Source organism: Burkholderia sp. LA-2-3-30-S1-D2 (assembly GCF_001523915.2).
Lineage (GTDB): Bacteria > Pseudomonadota > Gammaproteobacteria > Burkholderiales > Burkholderiaceae > Burkholderia > Burkholderia diffusa.
Map to the genome: position 1 here is coordinate 799,930 of NZ_CP013383.1, position 16,297 is coordinate 816,226.

General features: G+C 67.3%; 17 protein-coding genes. 8 read left to right on the forward strand and 9 right to left on the reverse strand.

What is annotated here, in order from left to right:
* Position 1: 1 nt before the first annotated feature.
* A complete protein-coding gene (locus tag WS66_RS03655; protein WP_059600057.1) occupies positions 2–2,245 on the reverse strand; it encodes a TonB-dependent receptor in 2,244 nt (747 codons plus the stop codon).
* A 675-nt stretch (positions 2,246–2,920) separates the two neighbouring features.
* Entirely contained in the window at positions 2,921–4,216 is a 1,296-nt protein-coding gene (locus tag WS66_RS03665) for an aspartate carbamoyltransferase (RefSeq protein ID WP_059600056.1), read from the reverse strand.
* 233 nt (positions 4,217–4,449) lie between these two features.
* Here WS66_RS03665 and WS66_RS03670 point away from each other — a divergent pair, with 233 nt between their 5' ends.
* Positions 4,450–4,584, forward strand: coding sequence for an entericidin A/B family lipoprotein (locus WS66_RS03670; protein ID WP_006752948.1), 135 nt, complete (start codon positions 4,450–4,452; stop codon positions 4,582–4,584).
* Positions 4,585–4,674: 90 nt separating this feature from the next.
* On the opposite strand, the gene WS66_RS03675 is transcribed toward WS66_RS03670, so the two are convergent.
* The 3 genes from WS66_RS03675 to WS66_RS03685 all read right to left on the reverse strand — a co-directional run bounded on the left by WS66_RS03675 (position 4,675) and on the right by WS66_RS03685 (position 7,290).
* The gene (locus WS66_RS03675) at positions 4,675–5,223 is read right to left on the reverse strand and encodes a hypothetical protein (RefSeq protein ID WP_059600055.1); all 549 of its coding nucleotides are present in this window, start codon (positions 5,221–5,223) and stop codon (positions 4,675–4,677) included.
* Positions 5,224–5,374: 151 nt separating this feature from the next.
* On the reverse strand, positions 5,375–6,298 hold the full coding sequence (locus tag WS66_RS03680) for a DMT family transporter (protein ID WP_059600308.1): 924 nt from the start codon (positions 6,296–6,298) through the stop codon (positions 5,375–5,377).
* A gap of 194 nt (positions 6,299–6,492) precedes the next feature.
* Positions 6,493–7,290: an AraC family transcriptional regulator gene (locus WS66_RS03685; RefSeq protein WP_059600054.1), complete on the reverse strand. Its 798-nt coding sequence runs from the start codon at positions 7,288–7,290 to the stop codon at positions 6,493–6,495.
* 170 nt (positions 7,291–7,460) lie between these two features.
* Here WS66_RS03685 and WS66_RS03690 point away from each other — a divergent pair, with 170 nt between their 5' ends.
* A complete protein-coding gene (locus tag WS66_RS03690; protein ID WP_059600307.1) occupies positions 7,461–8,294 on the forward strand; it encodes a molybdenum cofactor biosynthesis F family protein in 834 nt (277 codons plus the stop codon).
* On the forward strand, positions 8,291–9,100 hold the full coding sequence (locus tag WS66_RS03695; protein ID WP_059600053.1) for an SDR family oxidoreductase: 810 nt from the start codon (positions 8,291–8,293) through the stop codon (positions 9,098–9,100). Before WS66_RS03690 ends, WS66_RS03695 begins: the two co-directional genes overlap by 4 nt.
* A gap of 100 nt (positions 9,101–9,200) precedes the next feature.
* Here WS66_RS03695 and WS66_RS03700 read toward each other — a convergent pair whose 3' ends face one another.
* Entirely contained in the window at positions 9,201–9,878 is a 678-nt protein-coding gene (locus WS66_RS03700; RefSeq protein ID WP_059600052.1) for a dihydrodipicolinate reductase C-terminal domain-containing protein, read from the reverse strand.
* A 321-nt stretch (positions 9,879–10,199) separates the two neighbouring features.
* Here WS66_RS03700 and WS66_RS03705 point away from each other — a divergent pair, with 321 nt between their 5' ends.
* Together WS66_RS03705 and WS66_RS03710 are read left to right on the forward strand one after the other, a co-directional pair.
* Positions 10,200–10,913 (forward strand): SDR family NAD(P)-dependent oxidoreductase, encoded by a 714-nt coding sequence (locus tag WS66_RS03705; protein ID WP_059600051.1) that lies wholly within the window; start codon positions 10,200–10,202, stop codon positions 10,911–10,913.
* Positions 10,914–11,089: 176 nt separating this feature from the next.
* Positions 11,090–11,293, forward strand: a complete 204-nt coding sequence (locus WS66_RS03710) for an oxidoreductase-like domain-containing protein (RefSeq protein WP_059600306.1) — start codon at positions 11,090–11,092, stop codon at positions 11,291–11,293.
* Between the two features lie 63 nt (positions 11,294–11,356).
* Here WS66_RS03710 and WS66_RS03715 read toward each other — a convergent pair whose 3' ends face one another.
* On the reverse strand, positions 11,357–12,817 hold the full coding sequence (locus tag WS66_RS03715) for an MFS transporter (protein ID WP_059600050.1): 1,461 nt from the start codon (positions 12,815–12,817) through the stop codon (positions 11,357–11,359).
* A 160-nt stretch (positions 12,818–12,977) separates the two neighbouring features.
* On the opposite strand from WS66_RS03715, the gene WS66_RS03720 reads away from it, so the two are divergent.
* From WS66_RS03720 to WS66_RS03730, 3 genes are read left to right on the forward strand one after another with little or no spacing between them, the layout of a single operon-like run.
* Positions 12,978–13,850, forward strand: a complete 873-nt coding sequence (locus WS66_RS03720) for a LysR family transcriptional regulator (RefSeq protein WP_059509127.1) — start codon at positions 12,978–12,980, stop codon at positions 13,848–13,850.
* 51 nt (positions 13,851–13,901) lie between these two features.
* Positions 13,902–14,168: a hypothetical protein gene (locus WS66_RS03725; RefSeq protein ID WP_059600049.1), complete on the forward strand. Its 267-nt coding sequence runs from the start codon at positions 13,902–13,904 to the stop codon at positions 14,166–14,168.
* Positions 14,169–14,194: 26 nt separating this feature from the next.
* Positions 14,195–14,515, forward strand: a complete 321-nt coding sequence (locus WS66_RS03730; protein ID WP_059600048.1) for a DUF7660 family protein — start codon at positions 14,195–14,197, stop codon at positions 14,513–14,515.
* Between the two features lie 56 nt (positions 14,516–14,571).
* Here the strand turns inward: WS66_RS03730 and WS66_RS03735 are convergent.
* Both WS66_RS03735 and WS66_RS03740 read right to left on the reverse strand, forming a co-directional pair.
* Positions 14,572–15,329 (reverse strand): IS5 family transposase gene (locus tag WS66_RS03735; protein WP_108064602.1). Its coding sequence is split into 2 segments (ribosomal slippage): positions 14,572–15,014 and positions 15,014–15,329, totalling 759 coding nucleotides; the frame shifts between segments, so codons are not numbered across the junction.
* Between the two features lie 41 nt (positions 15,330–15,370).
* Positions 15,371–16,270: a LysR family transcriptional regulator gene (locus WS66_RS03740; protein WP_059599160.1), complete on the reverse strand. Its 900-nt coding sequence runs from the start codon at positions 16,268–16,270 to the stop codon at positions 15,371–15,373.
* Positions 16,271–16,297 lie beyond the last annotated feature (27 nt).

The window sequence follows — 16,297 nt, forward strand, 5'->3', positions numbered from 1 at the left end:
ATCAGTAGCGCGCGTTCAGCGTGACGAACGCGGAGCGGCCCGGCGCGATCGACGCATAGTGCGCCGGATACGCCTGATCGAAATACGTGCGGTTGAACAGATTGTTCACGTTCAGTTGCAGATCGAGCTTCTTGTTGATCCGGTATTGCGCCATCGCGTCGAAGCGCCAGTACGACGGCACCGCACGCAGGTTCGCGGGATCGCCGAACACTTCCGACATGTAGAACGCGCCGCCGCCGACGGTGAACTTCGGCGTCACGTCGTAGTTCGACCACATCGTCAGGCTGTGCTTCGGCGTATTGGGGAACCGGTGGCCGTTGTTCGCGGCATCCTTGCCGTTGTCGCGCAGCTCGCTCTTCATGTACGTATAGCCGCCGAACACCTGCCACTGCTTCGTGATCTGGCCCGCGACACCGAGTTCGAGACCCTGCACGCGCTTGTTGCCGACCATCGCGTACTGGTTGTTCGGCAGCGTCACGCGCGCGTTCGTCGTGTCGATCTGGAACAGCGCGGCGGTCAGCGACAGCTTGTCGTCGAGCACGTTCCACTTCGTGCCGAGTTCGATGCTGCGGTTCTTCTCGGGCGACAGCTGATCGGCGTTCGCCCCGACGCCGCCGCGACCGGGCGTGAGCGACTGCGTTTCGCTGCCTTCGCCGAGCAGCATGCCGGCCGGCGTCGACGACGTCGCATACGACGCGTAGACGCTGCCGTTCCGCGCGGGCTTGAACACGACGCCGGCCTGCCAGTTCACGAGCGTGTCGTCGCGCGTGTAGGTCTTGCCGCCGTTCGCCCTGGTGTCGGTGAAGCGGGTCGAGTAGTCGTCGACGCGCACGCCGGCGTTGACTTGCCAGCGCGGCGTGAGCTCGATCGTGTCGAAGCCGTAGATCGACTTGGTCGTGGTTCGCGCATGCGCATAGTCGTTGTTGCGCGTGACGGAACCGGCCCACGGATCGTTCGGGTTCGGCGACCACAGGCTCGTGCAGTTGTAGCCGGACGGCGCGCCGATGCCTTTCTGACAGATCGTGCCCTTGTCGGTCGCGACCGTGTACGAATCGCGCTTGCCCCATTCGCGCGACAGCTCGATGCCGGTCGTGAAGCTGTGCTTGAACGGGCCGGTGCGGAATTCGCCGAACAGTTCGGTCAGGTTCGCGAGGCTGTTGATCGAGCTGTTGCGGTTGTTGTTGCGGCGCCAGACCTTGCCGTTGACCACGTTGCCCTGGCTGTCGTCGGGCTGCGTCCAGATGTAGTCCTGCGTCGATTCCGTGTAGCGCGTGGTGTTGCGCATCGTCAGGTTCGGCGTGATGTCGTGCTCGATCCTGATCGTGCTGATGTCCGACGTGGTCTTGCGGAAGTCGCGGTCGATCAGGCCGTAGAAGTTGTGGCGGTCGACGGGCGCCGGATGGATCGTGTCGACGTTCGCGGGCTTGTTCGCCGTCGTGTAGAAGTACGGAATGCCGCCGTCGGGCAGGTCGTCTGTCGACAGGTGGTAGTAGCTCGCGGTCACGCGCGTCGGCGTGCCGAGACCGAACGCGATCGACGGCGCAACACCCCAGCGCTCGTTGTTGACGGCGTCGCGGCCGGCGACGTCGTTGTTGTGGCTCATCAGGTTCAGTCGGAACGCCGCGTGATCGGCGAACTGCCAGTTGCCGTCGGCGGTGAAGCGGCGGTAGCGGTCGGTGCCGAGGCCGGCGCTCGCGGCAGCCGTCGTCCCGAGGTGCGGCGCTTTCGTGATCAGGTTGATGCTGCCGCCCGCGCCGCCGCGGCCGCCGTATGCACCGTCGGAGCCCTTGGTGATCTCGACGCGCTCGGTGTTGAAGATCTCGCGCGTGGTCGCGCCCGTGTCGCGCAACCCATCGACGAACATGCTGCCTTGCGTGTCGTAGCCGCGGATGAACGGACGATCGCCGAGCGGGTTGCCGCCTTCGCCGGCGCCGAACGTGATGCCCGGCACGGTGCGCAGCGCTTCGGTCAGCGTCGCCGCACCGCTGTTCTGGATCAGCTCTTGCGGGATCACGGTCACGGACTTCGGCGTGTCGACGAGCGGCGCGGTGAATTTCGTGGATGCGGAGAAGTCGGCCTTGTAGCTGTGCTCGGTCTTGCCCTGGACCTCGATCGGCGCGAGATGGCCTTCGGTGCTGACCGGTGCGGGCGGCGGCGTGCCGTCGGCGAACGCCGGGCTCGCGGCGAGCACGCTGCACAGGGTGGTGAATTTGCCGAGCTTCAGCTCTTCAGGACGGGACTTCATGATGCGCTTCGACCTCGCGGTGTGGCCCCCGGAACGACGCGCCACGGGAATGTGCACGCCGTCGGGAATTATTACGATTTGGTTTCAGGCGGCATTCTATGTAATTTATAAGTAAATGAGAAGCGTTCGTGTTTGCATTTGTGATGAGAGTGTTGACGAATGTTGCAGAGGGTTTGAACGCTTGCGGGGCGGGCAGGATGGTCGAATCGGTCTCGCGGAAATGCGATTCGCCGTGGCGGCGTGGCGGCGTGGCGGTGTCGCCGGAGGGGCGGAGGCGGGACTGGCTGCAACAGAGCATCGAGGAGCGCATCATGCCGCTGTTTCGCGGCCTGGTCCTGGCGTTCGCTGATGCAGCCAGCAAAGCATATGCGAGCCTTCGTGCGAAGGCTCGTGCGACGGGCAACGCGCTGGCATCGGCCAATAGCTTTATCGCCACGACGGCCGCAGCGAACGGCTTGATCGTGGCCACACGCGACGTCGCGCCGTTCGCTGCGGCGGGCTTGTGCGTGATCGACCCCGCGGGCCAGCTGACGCGGGGGCCGGCCGCTCCCGCATTATCCGCATCGAAAATGAAAAACGCGCCGTACAAGGCGGCGCGTCGTGAGCGTTACTTCTGTGCGCGGCCCTTGAGCCGAAGCAGTCTCAAGACCGGATGGGCGCGACACTGGATGCGGGTCAATCGATCCCGTGAAACACCGCATCCTCCGGCCCGAGGTAAGCCGGTGGGCGCCACGTCGCATCGCGCATCGAATGTTGAACCAGATTCTCGACGCCGAGCAGCACCGCGAAGATCGCCATCCGCACCGGAATGCCGTTGTCGGTTTGCCGGAAGATCGCGAGGCGCGGATCGCGGTTCAGGTCGACCGACAGGTCGTTCGCGCCGGGCCGGCTGTCGCGCGGCAGCGGGTGCATGATCAGCGTGTCGGGTTTGCACACGGAATCGACGAGCGCCTGGTTGATCTGGAAATCCGGCGTGTAGCCTTCGAACGACTCGTCGGTGAAACGCTCCTTCTGGATCCGCGTCGCGTAGACGACGTCCGTGCCGCGCAGCCCGGCCGCGAGGTCGTTCGTCTGCTCGACCACGTGGCCGTTCGTCGCGATCTGGTCGATGATGTACGCGGGCATTTCGAGCGTCGGCGGCGACACGAGCGTGAACTTCAGCCCGCGGTACAGTGCGAGCAGCTTGACGAGCGAGTGCACGGTGCGGCCGTATTTCAGGTCGCCGACGAGCGCGATATGCGCGCCGTCGACGATCTTGCCGAGTCGCGAGAACTCGCGCTGGATCGTATAGAGATCGAGGAGCGCCTGGCTCGGGTGCTCGCCCGGGCCGTCGCCGCCGTTGATCACCGGCAGGTTGGTCGCGCGCGCGAACTCCGCAACCGAGCCTTTCTCCGGGTGGCGGATCACGAGCGCGTCGACGTAGCCGGCCATCACGCGGCTCGTGTCGTAGATCGATTCGCCCTTGGCCATCGACGAGAATGTGAAGCCGGTCGTGTCGCATACCGAGCCGCCGAGCCGGCAGAAAGCCGCGCCGAACGACACGCGGGTGCGCGTGCTGGCCTCGAAGAACAGGTTGCCGAGCACGGCGCCTTCGAGCACGCGGGAGATCTTGTGGCGGCGCGCGATCGGCTGCATCACGTCGGCGACGCGGAACAGCGCCTCGACCGAATCCCGGGAGAACTGGTCCACGGAAATCAGCTGCGGCTTGCCTTCGAACAGGAATTGCTTTGCGAGCCCCTGCTTTTCTACGCTTTGCGTATAGTCCCCGCCATCCGGTGCCGGGCGTTCGACGATTTCCGACACGAATCGCTCGACGATCTCGGGCATGCCGCGCGATTCCTGCGAATCGTCGGGCAACAGCCACGTGTCCAGCGCACGGCGGCTGACGCCGATGCGGTTCGCGAACGCTTCGCGGGTCATGTTGAGGCGGCGCATCGCGTCGCGCAGGAAGGCTTGCTGGGGAACGGTCATCGGCGGCACCTGATGAGAAATATACGCGGTGCGTATATTAGTTCGAGGCCGGCCGAAGTCAAGGAAAATGTGCGCGACGGCCCGTGTGGCCTGCGTCACGCCGGCCCGGCGAACACTGGCGCGCGGCGGCGGTCTCCGTATAATCAGGTCAGGCCCCGTGTCCTGCGAGCCGCAGGGCATCACGCCGCATACGATTCGCCCGGTCGGGCATGTTGACTCGAAGGAGAATGAGAATGACGCGTACGATTGCTGCAGTGCTGCTGGTCGTGACCGCCGCGCTCGCCGGTTGCAATACCGTTGCAGGCGTGGGACAGGACATTTCGAAGGGTGGCCAGGCAATTAGCGACACAGCCGAGAAGGCGAAGTAAGCCACCGGGTTGCGGAATGTAGAAGGCGCCGGGCCGTCCCGCGATCGCGGGGCGGCCCGGCGCCTTTTTCATGGCGTGCGGTGGGCGGCGTCAGGCGCTTTCCACGAACGCGTAACGGCCCTCGACTTTGCGCGGCGCGAACCAGCCGAAGTCCGGGAACAGCCGGTTGCGGACGAACCAGACGTAGCCGACCAGGATGACCGTCACGCCGAGGGTCGGCAGCGCGGTCGACGGATCGCGGCCGAGATCGGCGATGGTCTTCGGCACTTGCAGCAGCGACAGAATGATGAACGCGTGATACGCGCTGACGCGATGGGTCGCGAAGCCCCAGATGAACAGCAGCGACAGCGGCACCGTCAACGCGAGGAACAGCACCGCGGCGCCCATGTTGAGTCCGTCCACCAGGATGAGATAGGCGAGTGCGACGCTGATCAACAACTGCGCGATGCCGAGCGCGATCAGGACCCGGGTATGCACCTTGTTTTTCCTGCACAGTTCGGGGTCGGGGCGCGACGCGATCAGGCGCGCGAGCACGCGATCCTTGAGGCCCTGTCCGGCCAGCTCGGCAAGCACGTCGGCTTTCCTCGCGCCCGCGGACAACAGCGCCGCGATTCTTGTTTTGGCTTCCTTCTTGTTCATGGCGATGCGAATTATTGTTCGATGGTGGTCAAATGGCCCGGCCACGCGAATATTGCATCTTGCGCGACGGTACGCAACGATTTTGCCGCGTGCGGAAACATTCCTACAGTCGTCGATGGCGGGCGGTGATGGCCATCGATCGACGAACGGGCTAGCCATCGAGACAACCGGCTGACGTGATGCGTGCCGGCGGCTCGCGCCGCCGCGTCGCACCCACCAGCATCCCCGCGACGACGAGCGCGATGCCGAGCACGCGCGTGCCGCCCAGCGACTCGCCGAACAGCGCGACCGCGAACAGCACGGCCGAGACCGGCGCGACCGCCGTGAACAGCGCGGCTTCGGTGCCGCTCGTGCGAGCCGAACCCGCGTACCAGCACAGATAGCCGAGCACGGTCGGCACCAGCGCGTAGTACGCGATCGCCGACACCGCGCCGATGTTCCAGCCGGTCGCCAGCGCGTGCCATTCGAACGCGGCCGGCACCAGCGCGAGCACGAAGCCGAGGCCCGACATCGCCGTCGACAGCGCGAGCGGCGGCAACGGCGCCGACAGCCGCCGGTTGAGCAGGATGAACACGGCCTCGCAAGCGACGGCGGCCAGCACCAGCGCGTCGCCGGCGAGCGTCCGGAGCGACGGCATGGCCTGGCCGGGCGCGAACGTGACGAACAGCACGCCGGCGGTGGCCAGCGCGGCCGCGCCCCAGTCGCGCGGCGTTTGCCGCTCGCGCAGCACGACCGCCGCGATCAGCGTCGACATTGCCGGCAGTGTGCCGAGCATCACGCCTGCATCGATGGGCGACGACAACTTCGTGCCGATGATCAGCAGCACCGTATAGCCGACCCCGCCCGCCGCAGCCTGCACGACCAGCAGCACGGCGTCGCGTGTGGAGACCCGCGGCCATCGCATTCGCTGCGCTCGCATCAGCGCGAACAGCAGCGGGGTTGCGATCAGGAAGCGCAGCGCGGTGGCCGCGAACGGCGGCAGGCCGCCGGCCGCGAGGCGGCTCGCGATGACGGTGCTGCCTACGCCTGCCATTGCGGCGGCGAGATAGAGATAGCCGATCAGTCGTGTCTTCATGTGCCGCATCGTCGCGTGCGGCGGCACGGGCGTCTTGAACGAAATTGCAGCGGCGTCGGCGAGCGGGGCGGGTGAGCGGGAAGACGATGCGTCCGGTGTCTCCCGTTGACTGGTGGTGTCGCCATCCAACGTGCCGGACGGCGACGATCGACATCGTCGCGCACCGGTGGCCGCGCAGCGACGGCGAGGCCTGTTCAGCCTGCCTGCGTGAATCGTCCCGGCGTGATCCCGAACTGGCGTGCGAACGCGCGCGTCAGGTGGCTCTGATCGGCAAAACCGGCTTCGGCCGCGGCATCCGCGATCGGCCGGCCGTTCGCGAGCAGTGCGCGCGCCAGCCGCGTGCGCGACTGCATCAGATACGCGTGCGGCGTGATGCCGAGTTCGCGCGCGAATCCGCGTAGCAGCTGGAAGCGGCTCACGCCGCTCAGGCCGGCGAGTTCCGCCAGCGAAACGGGTGCGGCGGGCGCCGCATCGAGTCGCTCGCGGGCGACCCGGATCGCCGGTGCGACGCCGGCGGGTGGCAGCGCGCGATTCGAGTGCCGCGCAAGCAGCCCGGCGACCAGCGTGACGAGCGCCTCGTCGCGGGCGAGCGGCAGCGTGTCGTTTCCTGCGACGATCCGTGCATGCAACCGCCCGAACGCGGCCGCGAGCCGCGCGTCACGCACGGCGGGATGTGCGAGCTCGACGTCCCCGAGGCCTTCTTCCGCCGCGACGCCCGCGACCAGTGCGGGCGCGAGGTACAGCATCCGCCAACGCCGGCCCGTGCCCGTTTCGATCGGCATGCCGTCGTGCATCTCGCCCGGATTGACCATGATCGCGTCGCCGGTCAGCGCGTCGACCTGCCCGCGGCCGCTCCAGGACCGGTGCGCGCCGCTGACGATCACGCCGACCCCGAAGTCGTCGTGCGCGTGCCGCGGAAACGTGCGGTCGGACTCGAGGCTGATCGCCTCGATGCCTTCATCGCTGCGTCGGTAATGGGTGACACGGTGCATGGGCGCTCCTCGCGCCGGCAGCGGCGCGGATCACGTGCACTTTAGCGCGTTCCGGCGCCGCGCGCCCTTCATCCTTTTGGCCGATACCGCGCGGCGTGCGCAGCCCGCACCATGTGCACATGAGCAGCGTACACGGCCCGCCGGGCCTGAAGCTGCGCGGGAGACGGCAGGTGGAACGACAGGACACGGTATTCATTCAGGTGGGCGCGCTCGCGGACGGCTTCGCGCCGGACGCGAACATCCTCGCGCCCGTGGACGAGCTCGTCGGGCGGTCGCTGGCCCTCGGCGACGCATCGGGCGCATGGCGCGTCTATACGTTCGAAGCGGGCGTGCTGCAATGGCGCGACGCGGCAACCGACACGGGCGGCCGGGCGCCTTGCCGTGTCACGCGGCTGCGCGACGACCTGTACTTCGTCGACTACATCGACCCGGCAGCACGCGCGACGTCGGTCAGTCTCGTGATCGACGTCGGCGACGGCGTGTGGACGTCGGTGATCGGCACGCTGCCGACCGAAGCCGAAACGCATGTCGACGCGTTCACGCGTGTCGCGCGCGGGCTGCCGCTGACGGGCGTCGATGCGACGTTCCGGCACGGCACGCTCGGCGGCCATGCGCAGCCGGGCCCGCTGCACGGGCCCACGCGCGAACTGATCGGCAAGCGGACGATGTATCGCTACAGCCCGACCGAATGCTACGAGCACATCTACCTGAACGAGAACTTCTACGCATGGCAGTGTCTGCAGGGCGTCGAAGGCGGGCTGGCCGACGTGGACCGCTGCCATTACTTCAGGCTCGCCGAGCAGCTGTATCTGTTCGTATGGCGCGAGAAGGTGGTGCCGACGCTCGGCGTCGTGCTGATCGACCTCGCACAACGCAAGACGGACGGCAAGATCTTTGGATACCAGGGCGGCGATTTCGGCATGCTGTCGAACTTCCCGATCGGCGCGCATGCGCAGGTGCTGAACGCAACCGTGCATCCGCTCGCCGGCGACGCGCAGCGATGAACGCCGTGCCGGGCAGCGGCCGCCTGCGTGCGGATTTCAGTGGCCGCGTCGTGCTCGTCACGGGCGCGGCGCAGGGGATCGGCGCGGCAATCGCGCGCCGTTTCGCGCAATCCGATGCATTCGTCGCGCTGGCCGATCTCAACGGCGATGCCGCTGCCGTGCAGGCGAACGCGCTTGCCAGCGCGGGCGGCGCTGCGCGTGCGTATCGCGTCGACGCCGCGAGCCGAGACGAACTCGTCGCGCTCGTCGCGGCGGTCGAGCGCGACGGTGGCCGGCTCGACGTCGTCGTTCATAACGCCGCGTACTTCCCCCTGACTCCGTTCGAGCAGATCGATGCGTCGCTGCTCGAGCGCACGCTGTCGGTCAACCTGTCGGCGCTGTTCTGGCTCGCGCAGGCCGCGCTGCCGGCATTCGAGCGTGCGGGGGCGGGGCGGCTGCTCGTCACGTCGTCGGTGACCGGGCCGCGCGTCGTCTATCCGGGGCTCGCGCACTACGCGGCGTCGAAGGCAGGCGTGAACGGCTTCATTCGCGCGGCGGCGCTTGAACTCGCGCGCCGCAACGTGACGGTCAACGGCGTCGAGCCGGGGATGATCCGCACGCCGGCGGCCGGCAATCTCGGCGATGCGTCGGTCGCCGCGCAGATCGCGCGCGACATTCCGCTTGCGCGCATGGGCGAGCCCGAGGACATCGCGAACGCGATGCTGTTTCTCGCGTCGGCCGATGCGGGGTACATCACCGGGCAGACGATCGTCGTCGACGGCGGCGCGACGTTGCCGGAGAGCGGAGCCGTGCTGGGTGACGGGTAAGGGCCGCGCGCGTGATCGTGCGACGAGGGCCGTCGAATGGGCCGGCAGGGGCGCAGTCGGTGCGACCCGCGCACCGTCGCGCCGGTCGCGCCCGTCGCTACTAAAGCCAGCCGTTATGAATGAACTCGACGATCGAGTACCGGCGAGGTTCGAGTTCGTGCTGCCGGACGGCCTCGACGATCCGCGACACGCCATCCGCGTAAGGCGACGCGCCGTACACGCGGGATTCGAATTGCAGGCTGCATGCGCCGTCCTCGATGCGGATCCGGTGGAACGCATGGCGGCCGAGCTGATCGTCGGGAATCTGCAAGGCGTCGCGCTGCTCGGCGGGGTCCCGCACGGAGTGGATGTCCTGCGCCGGAACGCCGAGCGACTGAGCGACGCCGACCGCGGTGCCGGGCACGGACGTCTTGCTGGCCTGGTGCGACTCCGTCACGCTGATGTGGCAGTCGCGAAAGAGATGGCCGCTGGTTTCCAGCATGCTCATGAACTTGAGCATCAGGATGTTCGTATTCGGACAGAGCACGACGGGGAAGTCGTGCGATCCGGTTTCGAGGTCGGAGCCGGTGGACAGCTCGACGAGCGGCGACCCCGTGGCGCGGCAGAATTCGATCGCGGCAGGCAGCTCGCGGCCGGATCCGGCGTGAACGACGATCGAACGGACGTTGCCACGGGCGGGGTCCGACCAGGCCATCACGCGACAGGTTGCCGGTGCGAGCCGGTGCGAGCCGAGCAGTTCGGTTGCCAGCTTGCCGGTGCCAACGACGAGTACTTGCATGGGATAGACGAATTGAGGTTCGGGGTTCGATACGGAAACGGCGCGGGTCGTTCGACGACCCGGCGCGATCACGGTGCACCGCGCGGCGCGCCGTGATCGCGCATTATGCCCGGCGGCCTGCCGCTGTGTGTGGTGCGCACCTGCACGGCCGCGGCGGATCAACAGATCGACCTCGTCGATGATGACGCATCCGTCGCAGCAAACACGGAAGCGTGAACGGCGCTACGCTGTCGACACACCGGCCGGGCACGCCCGTGTCGCGGCCGGCATCGCACCGAACCGCGTATCATCCAACCCCCTTCGACCCTGGAGAGCACATCGATGGAACACGACCTGAACGGCAAGGCAGTCGCGATCACCGGCGGATTCGGCCACCTCGGCGTCGCAACAGCCGCCTGGCTCGGCCAGCGCGGCGCTCGCGTCGCGCTGATCGGCCGTGGCAGCGCGCCGGACGCGCAGGCGTTGCCCGGCGTGCCGGCCGATGCGCTGCGCCTCGGCGGCATCGATCTCGTCGATCCGCAGGCAGCTGCACGCGCGCTTGACACCGTGAATCGCGAATTCGGCCGGGTGGACGCGCTGCTGAACATTGCAGGCGCGTTCGTGTGGCAGACGATCGCCGATGGCGACGCAGCCACGTGGGACCGCATGTACGAACTGAACGTGAAGACGGCGCTGAATGCGTCGAAGGCCGCGCTGCCGTACCTGGTGGCGAGCCCGGCGGGCCGCATCGTCAACATCGGCGCGGGTGCGGCGTCCAAGGCAGGCGCGGGAATGGGCGCGTACGCGGCCGCGAAGGCGGGCGTCGCGCGACTCACCGAGGCGCTGGCGGCGGAACTGCTCGATCGCGGCGTGACCGTGAATGCGCTGTTGCCCAGCATCATCGACACGCCGCCGAACCGTGCGGACATGCCCGATGCGGATTTCACGCGCTGGGTCCGGCCCGAACAGATCGCCGCGACGATCGGGTTCCTGCTGTCGACTGACGCGCAGGCGATCACCGGCGCATCGATTCCGGTGAGTGGTCGCGTGGCGTAGCGGCTGACGGGCGATCGCACTCGATTTCGACGTCAGGGCATGCGAAATCGCGCACGCGGAATGTGCGCGATCGCCGCGATGTCGATCAGCAGGTTGCACGGCTGCATACGGCCGGCGGCCTGCATGCCGCGGACCATCACCGTATACTGGGCGTTCGACATCATGTGACTGAAGCCGTGACCAAGCCTGCCTCCGCGGATACGCTCGCCGACGATCCGCGTCCGACCCCGCCCGAACAACCCGAACTGGAAGACTGCTGCAACAGCGGCTGCTCGCCGTGCGTTTTCGACCTGTACGACGAAGCGCTGGCGCGCTATCGCGTCGAGCTGGCCGAATGGGAAGCGCGGCACGCGCAACTCAAGCATCACAAACGAGCTTGATACCCGCAAGCGGTCGCGCATGCCCCGATTCGCTGCCGGCGATGGGTGGTCCGACCCGTGTCGTCACGTACCGGCGCGCACGCGTCGATGCATCGGTCCCAGCGCGGCAGACAACGCGACGCACACGAGCAGCACGACCGTCAGCGCCCACATCGCCGTCCTGAATCCCTGTACGTAGTCGAGCGCACCCGGCTGCGCGCCGAGCCGCGCGAAGAAAAGCCCGCCAAGTGTCGCCGCCCCGACGGCCGCGCCGATCTGCAGCATCGTGCTGACCATGCCCGATGCGACCCCGGCGCGCGCCGCGTCGACTTCCGCGAGCACGATCCGCACGACCGACGGCAGCACGAGGCCTTGCCCGATGCCGATTGCCGCGATGCCCGCGTAAAAGCCCGGGCCGGGCGCGTGTTCGCCGGCCAGTGCGGCGGCGGTCGCGACGCCGGCCGCGAGCATCGCGAAGCCGAGCGTGAGCACGCGATGGCCGCCGAACCGGTCGACGAGGCGCGGCATCAGCAGCGGGCTCGCGAGGAAGCCGATGCCGAGCGGCAGGATCGCCAGCCCCGACGCGAGTGGCGACCAGTCCAGGCAGCCCTGCAGATAGATCCCGTAGCTCAGGAAGAACGCGCTCAGCATGTAGAACAGGAACGCGAGCGTGAGCCCGAGCACGACGACCGGATTGCGCAGCAGGCGCACGTCGAGCAGCGGATCGCGGCCGCCCGCGATCCGGCGCGCTTCGACCGCCAGCAGCGCGCCGAGCATCGGCAGCGCCCCGGCGATGCACGCGACCATCCACAGCGGCCAGCCCGCCTCGCGTCCGTGCGTGAGCGGATAGACGAGCATCAGCAGGAACAGCGACAGCAGTACCGTGCCGGGCACGTCGATACGCTGGCCGCGTGGCGGCCGGCTTTCCGGGATGAAGCGCCAGCTGCCAAGTAGCGCGAAGACGCCGATCGGCACGTTGACGAGGAAGATCGCGCGCCAGCCGAGCCCGAACGGATGGAGGCTGATCAATGCGCCGCCGCCCAGTTGGCCGATCACGGCCGCGAGACCGAACACGAAACCGTAGAAACCCATCACGCGCACCTGCTCCTGCGGGCTGAACACGCTGCGGATCGTCGCGAGCACTTGCGGCGCGAGGACCGCGGCGAACAGGCCCTGGAGCACGCGGCCGCCGACCAGCACCGCGCCGCTGCCGGCGAGCCCGCACAGCGTCGATGCGACGACGAAGCCGGCCATCCCGATCATGAACATCCGCTTGCGGCCGTACAGGTCGCCCAGACGCCCGCCGGTGATCTGCACGACCGCGTTCGCGCACGCGTAGGCCGACACGACGAGCTGCAGCTCGGACGGTCGTGCGCCGATGCCGTCGCGGATGGCGGGCAGCGCGAGATTCACGATGAAGTAGTCGAGCGGCGGCAGAATGGCGCCGACCAGCAGGACCACGAGCGCCCAGCCGTGATGGCTGCGCGGCGGTGCCGCGGCGGCCGTGCCGGCCGGCGCGCAAGGGGCGAGGGTGTTGTCGGTCATGAACGGAAGTCCGGAAGAATGAGGGCTGCAACGCATGTCGAAGTCCGTTGAACCGGGCGCGTGCGAGCCGTTGAACCCATATTCTGCGGATTGCCGATGAATCGGAAAAGCGGGAATTGGTGGTAGCATCCATCGGGTTATTCGATGGATGGAGAGGGCGATGCGCGGTTTCGACCTGGATCAGTTGCGCACTTTTGCGGCGGTGGCGGATGCGGGCAGCCTTACGGCGGCCGCGCCGTTGCTGCATCTGTCACAGTCGACGGTGAGCGAGCAGGTGCGCAAGCTCGAATCGCGCGCCGGCGTGCCGCTGTTCGTGCGCAGCAAGCGCGGCGTGGAGCCGACACCGGCCGGCGCACGTTTGCTGCAGCATGCGCGCCGCATCGTCGCGCTGAACGAGGCCGCGTTCGACGAAGTGCGCGGCCAGGCGATCAAGGGCGAGTTGCGCGTCGCGATCACCGATTACTACCGGACGCACGAAGTCGCGGGCCTGCTCGCGCGGTTGCGGGAGTGCTACCCGCAACTGAGCCTGCACGTGAGCGCGATGAAGAGCGCGGAGATCGAAGCCGCGCATGCGCGCGGACAGATCGATCTCGGCGTCGTGATGAACCTGTCGAGCGGGCCGTTCCGGCCCGCGTCGGCCGATACGCGCTGGGTGCTGCGGCGCGAGCCGCTGTCGTGGGTTGCATCGCCCGCGCTCGCCGAGCAGTTGCCCGAGCCGTTGCCGCTCGTGCTGCTGCCGGACGACTGCATGATGCATCAGATCGCCGTGCGCTCGCTCGACGAGCAGCACGCGCCGTATGTGCTCGTGCACAGCGCGTCGGGCGTCGCGGGGCTGCAGTCGATGCTGGCGGCGGGGCTCGGCGTCGGCTGCCTGTGCGCATCGGCGATCGGCGAGGGTCTCGTGCGGCTCGGCGCGAAATACCGGCTGCCGGCGCTGCCCGACGCCGTGTTCTCGCTGACGCCGCCGATGCCGGGCGAACGCGAGACGGTCACGCAGGCACGCGAGGTGCTGTCGCGGCAGTTGCTGATGTGACGCAGGCATGCGCGTCGGCGCAGACGCACGTATTCGACGGGGGCGGCACCAATGAAAATATCGAGAGATTTCGGGATCGTCGTTCGGCGCGCGGCGCTGGTCCAGAAAGCGGTCGACCTGTCCACGGTCATGCGCGAATTCAATTTCGCCGACTATTTCGACGAGTCCGACCGGCTGGTGTCGCTCGGCCCGTTCTTCGGCGGCGACGCGGCCGATGCGTGCATGAGGTCGCTCGAGCGGCTCGGGCTGGTCTACTTCGACGATTTCTTCATCGTCGAGGAAACGTACCCCGGTTGGTGCGAGGTGGAAGCTTTCTGAACGTTGCGTAGCAGGGAACGATACGCATGGACGACGAACTGAAAAGCGAGATGGCGGCGCGGCTGCAGCACGCGCTGGAGCGGGTGGTCGACGAGCGCTCGCTGATCCATTTCCTGCGCGTGCTCGGCCATGACTGGCACAAGGAGCGCCAGCTCGACGCCGACCTGCCGCCGTCGCCATTCGGGGCCGCCGCGCTCGGCTGGGAAAACCGCTCGATCGGCGAGTACCTGGAGGCGATGGTCGACTGGGCCGAGGCGTCCGAGGACGGGCCGCGCTGCTACGACCTGCCCGACAATCCGTGGCGGCGCATGGCCGACATCCTGTTCGCCGGCAAGATCCACGAATAGCGCATCGCGGCGACTGGCGGGCGCAGCGGGCTGGAGCGGCCTAGGTCGTGTTCACACTAGCGCAGGGCTTCGACGATCAGGGCAAAGTTGATAAAAGCAATGAACATCAAATCGAGTTTGTCGAAGCGGGAGAAGATGCGACGAAAGCCCTTCAACCGGCGAAACAACCGCTCGACTTCGTTGCGACGTTTGTACATTTCCCGGTCGTACTCCCAAGGCTCGACGCGCGTGCTCAACGGAGGAACGACAGGGATAAAGCCGAGATCGAGCGCGAGTTGCCGGGTTTCGTTTCCTTCGTACGCCTTGTCCATCAATAGATGCAGCGGTCGATTCGGCGGTCCCAGGCGTTCGAGCAGTGCACGGCCGTGCGGCGCATCGCCGGCCTGACCGGGAGACAGTGCGAACGTTATGGCTGTTCGAGCATCCGCGGCAACCATATGAATCTTGGTTGTCCATCCTCCGCGAGATTTGCCGATGGCTTGGGGTCCATTTTTTTTAACGCACCGGTACCGTCAGGATGAACCTTCACGATCGTGCTATCCAGCGACACCGCTTCAATTCGAACGCGGATGATCTGTGCGCGCTGCAACTCCGTGAACACTCGGTCCAGGACGCCGTTGCGAGACCAGCGGTTCATGCGCGTGTAGATCGTGTGCCAGCGGCCAAAACGTGGCGGCAGGCCGCGCCATTTACACCCGTGCTCGGCAACATAGAGGATCGCGTTGAGCACTTGCAGGTTCGACAGGCTCACATTACCCCGCTGTCGCGGCAAGCAATGTTCGATCTGTTTGAATTGGGCTTCGGAGATTTCCATCTCCGAAGCATATCCTTAAATCTATGTAGTGTGAACAGGCCCTAGTCGGCCGTCCCTTCGGCATACGTGCGCAGCCCGGTAGCCAGTGCATCGAACACGGCCCGGCAACGCGGGCTCGCCCGCAGATCCTCGTGCATGACCACCCACGTTTCCAGTTTCATCGCGGGCCCGTCCGGCAGCACGCGCACGAGCCGCGCATCGCGCTGTGCGAGCCGGTTCTGGCAGAAGCCGATCCCGTAGCCGGCGCGAATCATCGCGAGCTGCGCGAGATTGCTGTCGGTGCGCAGCGCGAACGCATCGCGCTTCCACAGCGGCATCCCACGTCCTGCCGAGCGGATGAATGGCGTCACCGTATCGAAGCCGATCAGCGCGTGATGCGCGAGTTCGTCCGTCGACGATGGCGTCCCGTTGCGCGCCAGGTAGTCGTCGCGGGCATGCAGCGCGACGTCGATCTCGCCAATGCGCCGTGCGACGAGCGCGTCCTGCGTGGGCGGCGCCATCCGCACTGCGATGTCGGCCTCGCGGTTCAGTACGTCCTGGATGCGGTCGGTCGGCACCAGTTCGATGACGAGCCCCGGATGATCGCGCCGCAACTGCGCAAGCATGGGCGGCAGGACTTCGACCGCGATCACGTCGCTGGCCGAGATCCGCACGGTGCCGCGCACGCCCGCGCCGTGGCTCGCGGCCGCGCGCTCGAACGCGGCTGCCGCGCTGCGCAGCGCCTCGGCGTGACCGCGCAGCGCGAGCGCTGCCTCGGTCGGCAGCAGCCCCGACGGCGAGCGCGTGAAGAGCGTCTGGCCGAACGTGGCCTCGAGCGCCGCGACATGACGGCCGGCCGTTGGCTGCGTGATGCCGAGCGCGCGCGCCGCGCCCGACAGCGAGCCTTCCGTCAACACGGCGAGGAAGGTGCGGTAGCGTTCCCAGTTCAGATCGATGGCCATACATAAATGTATAGCTAATCCATCATG

Excerpts from the sequence above, each read along its gene's own strand:
- WS66_RS03675 (WP_059600055.1), bottom strand. The coding sequence starts at position 5,223 with ATGAACAAGAAGGAAGCCAAAACAAGAATCGCGGCGCTGTTGTCCGCG.
- WS66_RS03740 (WP_059599160.1), bottom strand. The coding sequence starts at position 16,270 with ATGGCCATCGATCTGAACTGGGAACGCTACCGCACCTTCCTCGCCGTG.
- WS66_RS03725 (WP_059600049.1), top strand. The coding sequence starts at position 13,902 with ATGAAAATATCGAGAGATTTCGGGATCGTCGTTCGGCGCGCGGCGCTG.
- WS66_RS03680 (WP_059600308.1), bottom strand. The coding sequence starts at position 6,298 with ATGAAGACACGACTGATCGGCTATCTCTATCTCGCCGCCGCAATGGCA.
- WS66_RS03685 (WP_059600054.1), bottom strand. The coding sequence starts at position 7,290 with ATGCACCGTGTCACCCATTACCGACGCAGCGATGAAGGCATCGAGGCG.
- WS66_RS03705 (WP_059600051.1), top strand. The coding sequence starts at position 10,200 with ATGGAACACGACCTGAACGGCAAGGCAGTCGCGATCACCGGCGGATTC.
- WS66_RS03695 (WP_059600053.1), top strand. The coding sequence starts at position 8,291 with ATGAACGCCGTGCCGGGCAGCGGCCGCCTGCGTGCGGATTTCAGTGGC.
- WS66_RS03670 (WP_006752948.1), top strand. The coding sequence starts at position 4,450 with ATGACGCGTACGATTGCTGCAGTGCTGCTGGTCGTGACCGCCGCGCTC.
- WS66_RS03730 (WP_059600048.1), top strand. The coding sequence starts at position 14,195 with ATGGACGACGAACTGAAAAGCGAGATGGCGGCGCGGCTGCAGCACGCG.
- WS66_RS03720 (WP_059509127.1), top strand. The coding sequence starts at position 12,978 with ATGCGCGGTTTCGACCTGGATCAGTTGCGCACTTTTGCGGCGGTGGCG.
- WS66_RS03715 (WP_059600050.1), bottom strand. The coding sequence starts at position 12,817 with ATGACCGACAACACCCTCGCCCCTTGCGCGCCGGCCGGCACGGCCGCC.
- WS66_RS03665 (WP_059600056.1), bottom strand. The coding sequence starts at position 4,216 with ATGACCGTTCCCCAGCAAGCCTTCCTGCGCGACGCGATGCGCCGCCTC.
- WS66_RS03700 (WP_059600052.1), bottom strand. The coding sequence starts at position 9,878 with ATGCAAGTACTCGTCGTTGGCACCGGCAAGCTGGCAACCGAACTGCTC.
- WS66_RS03655 (WP_059600057.1), bottom strand. The coding sequence starts at position 2,245 with ATGAAGTCCCGTCCTGAAGAGCTGAAGCTCGGCAAATTCACCACCCTG.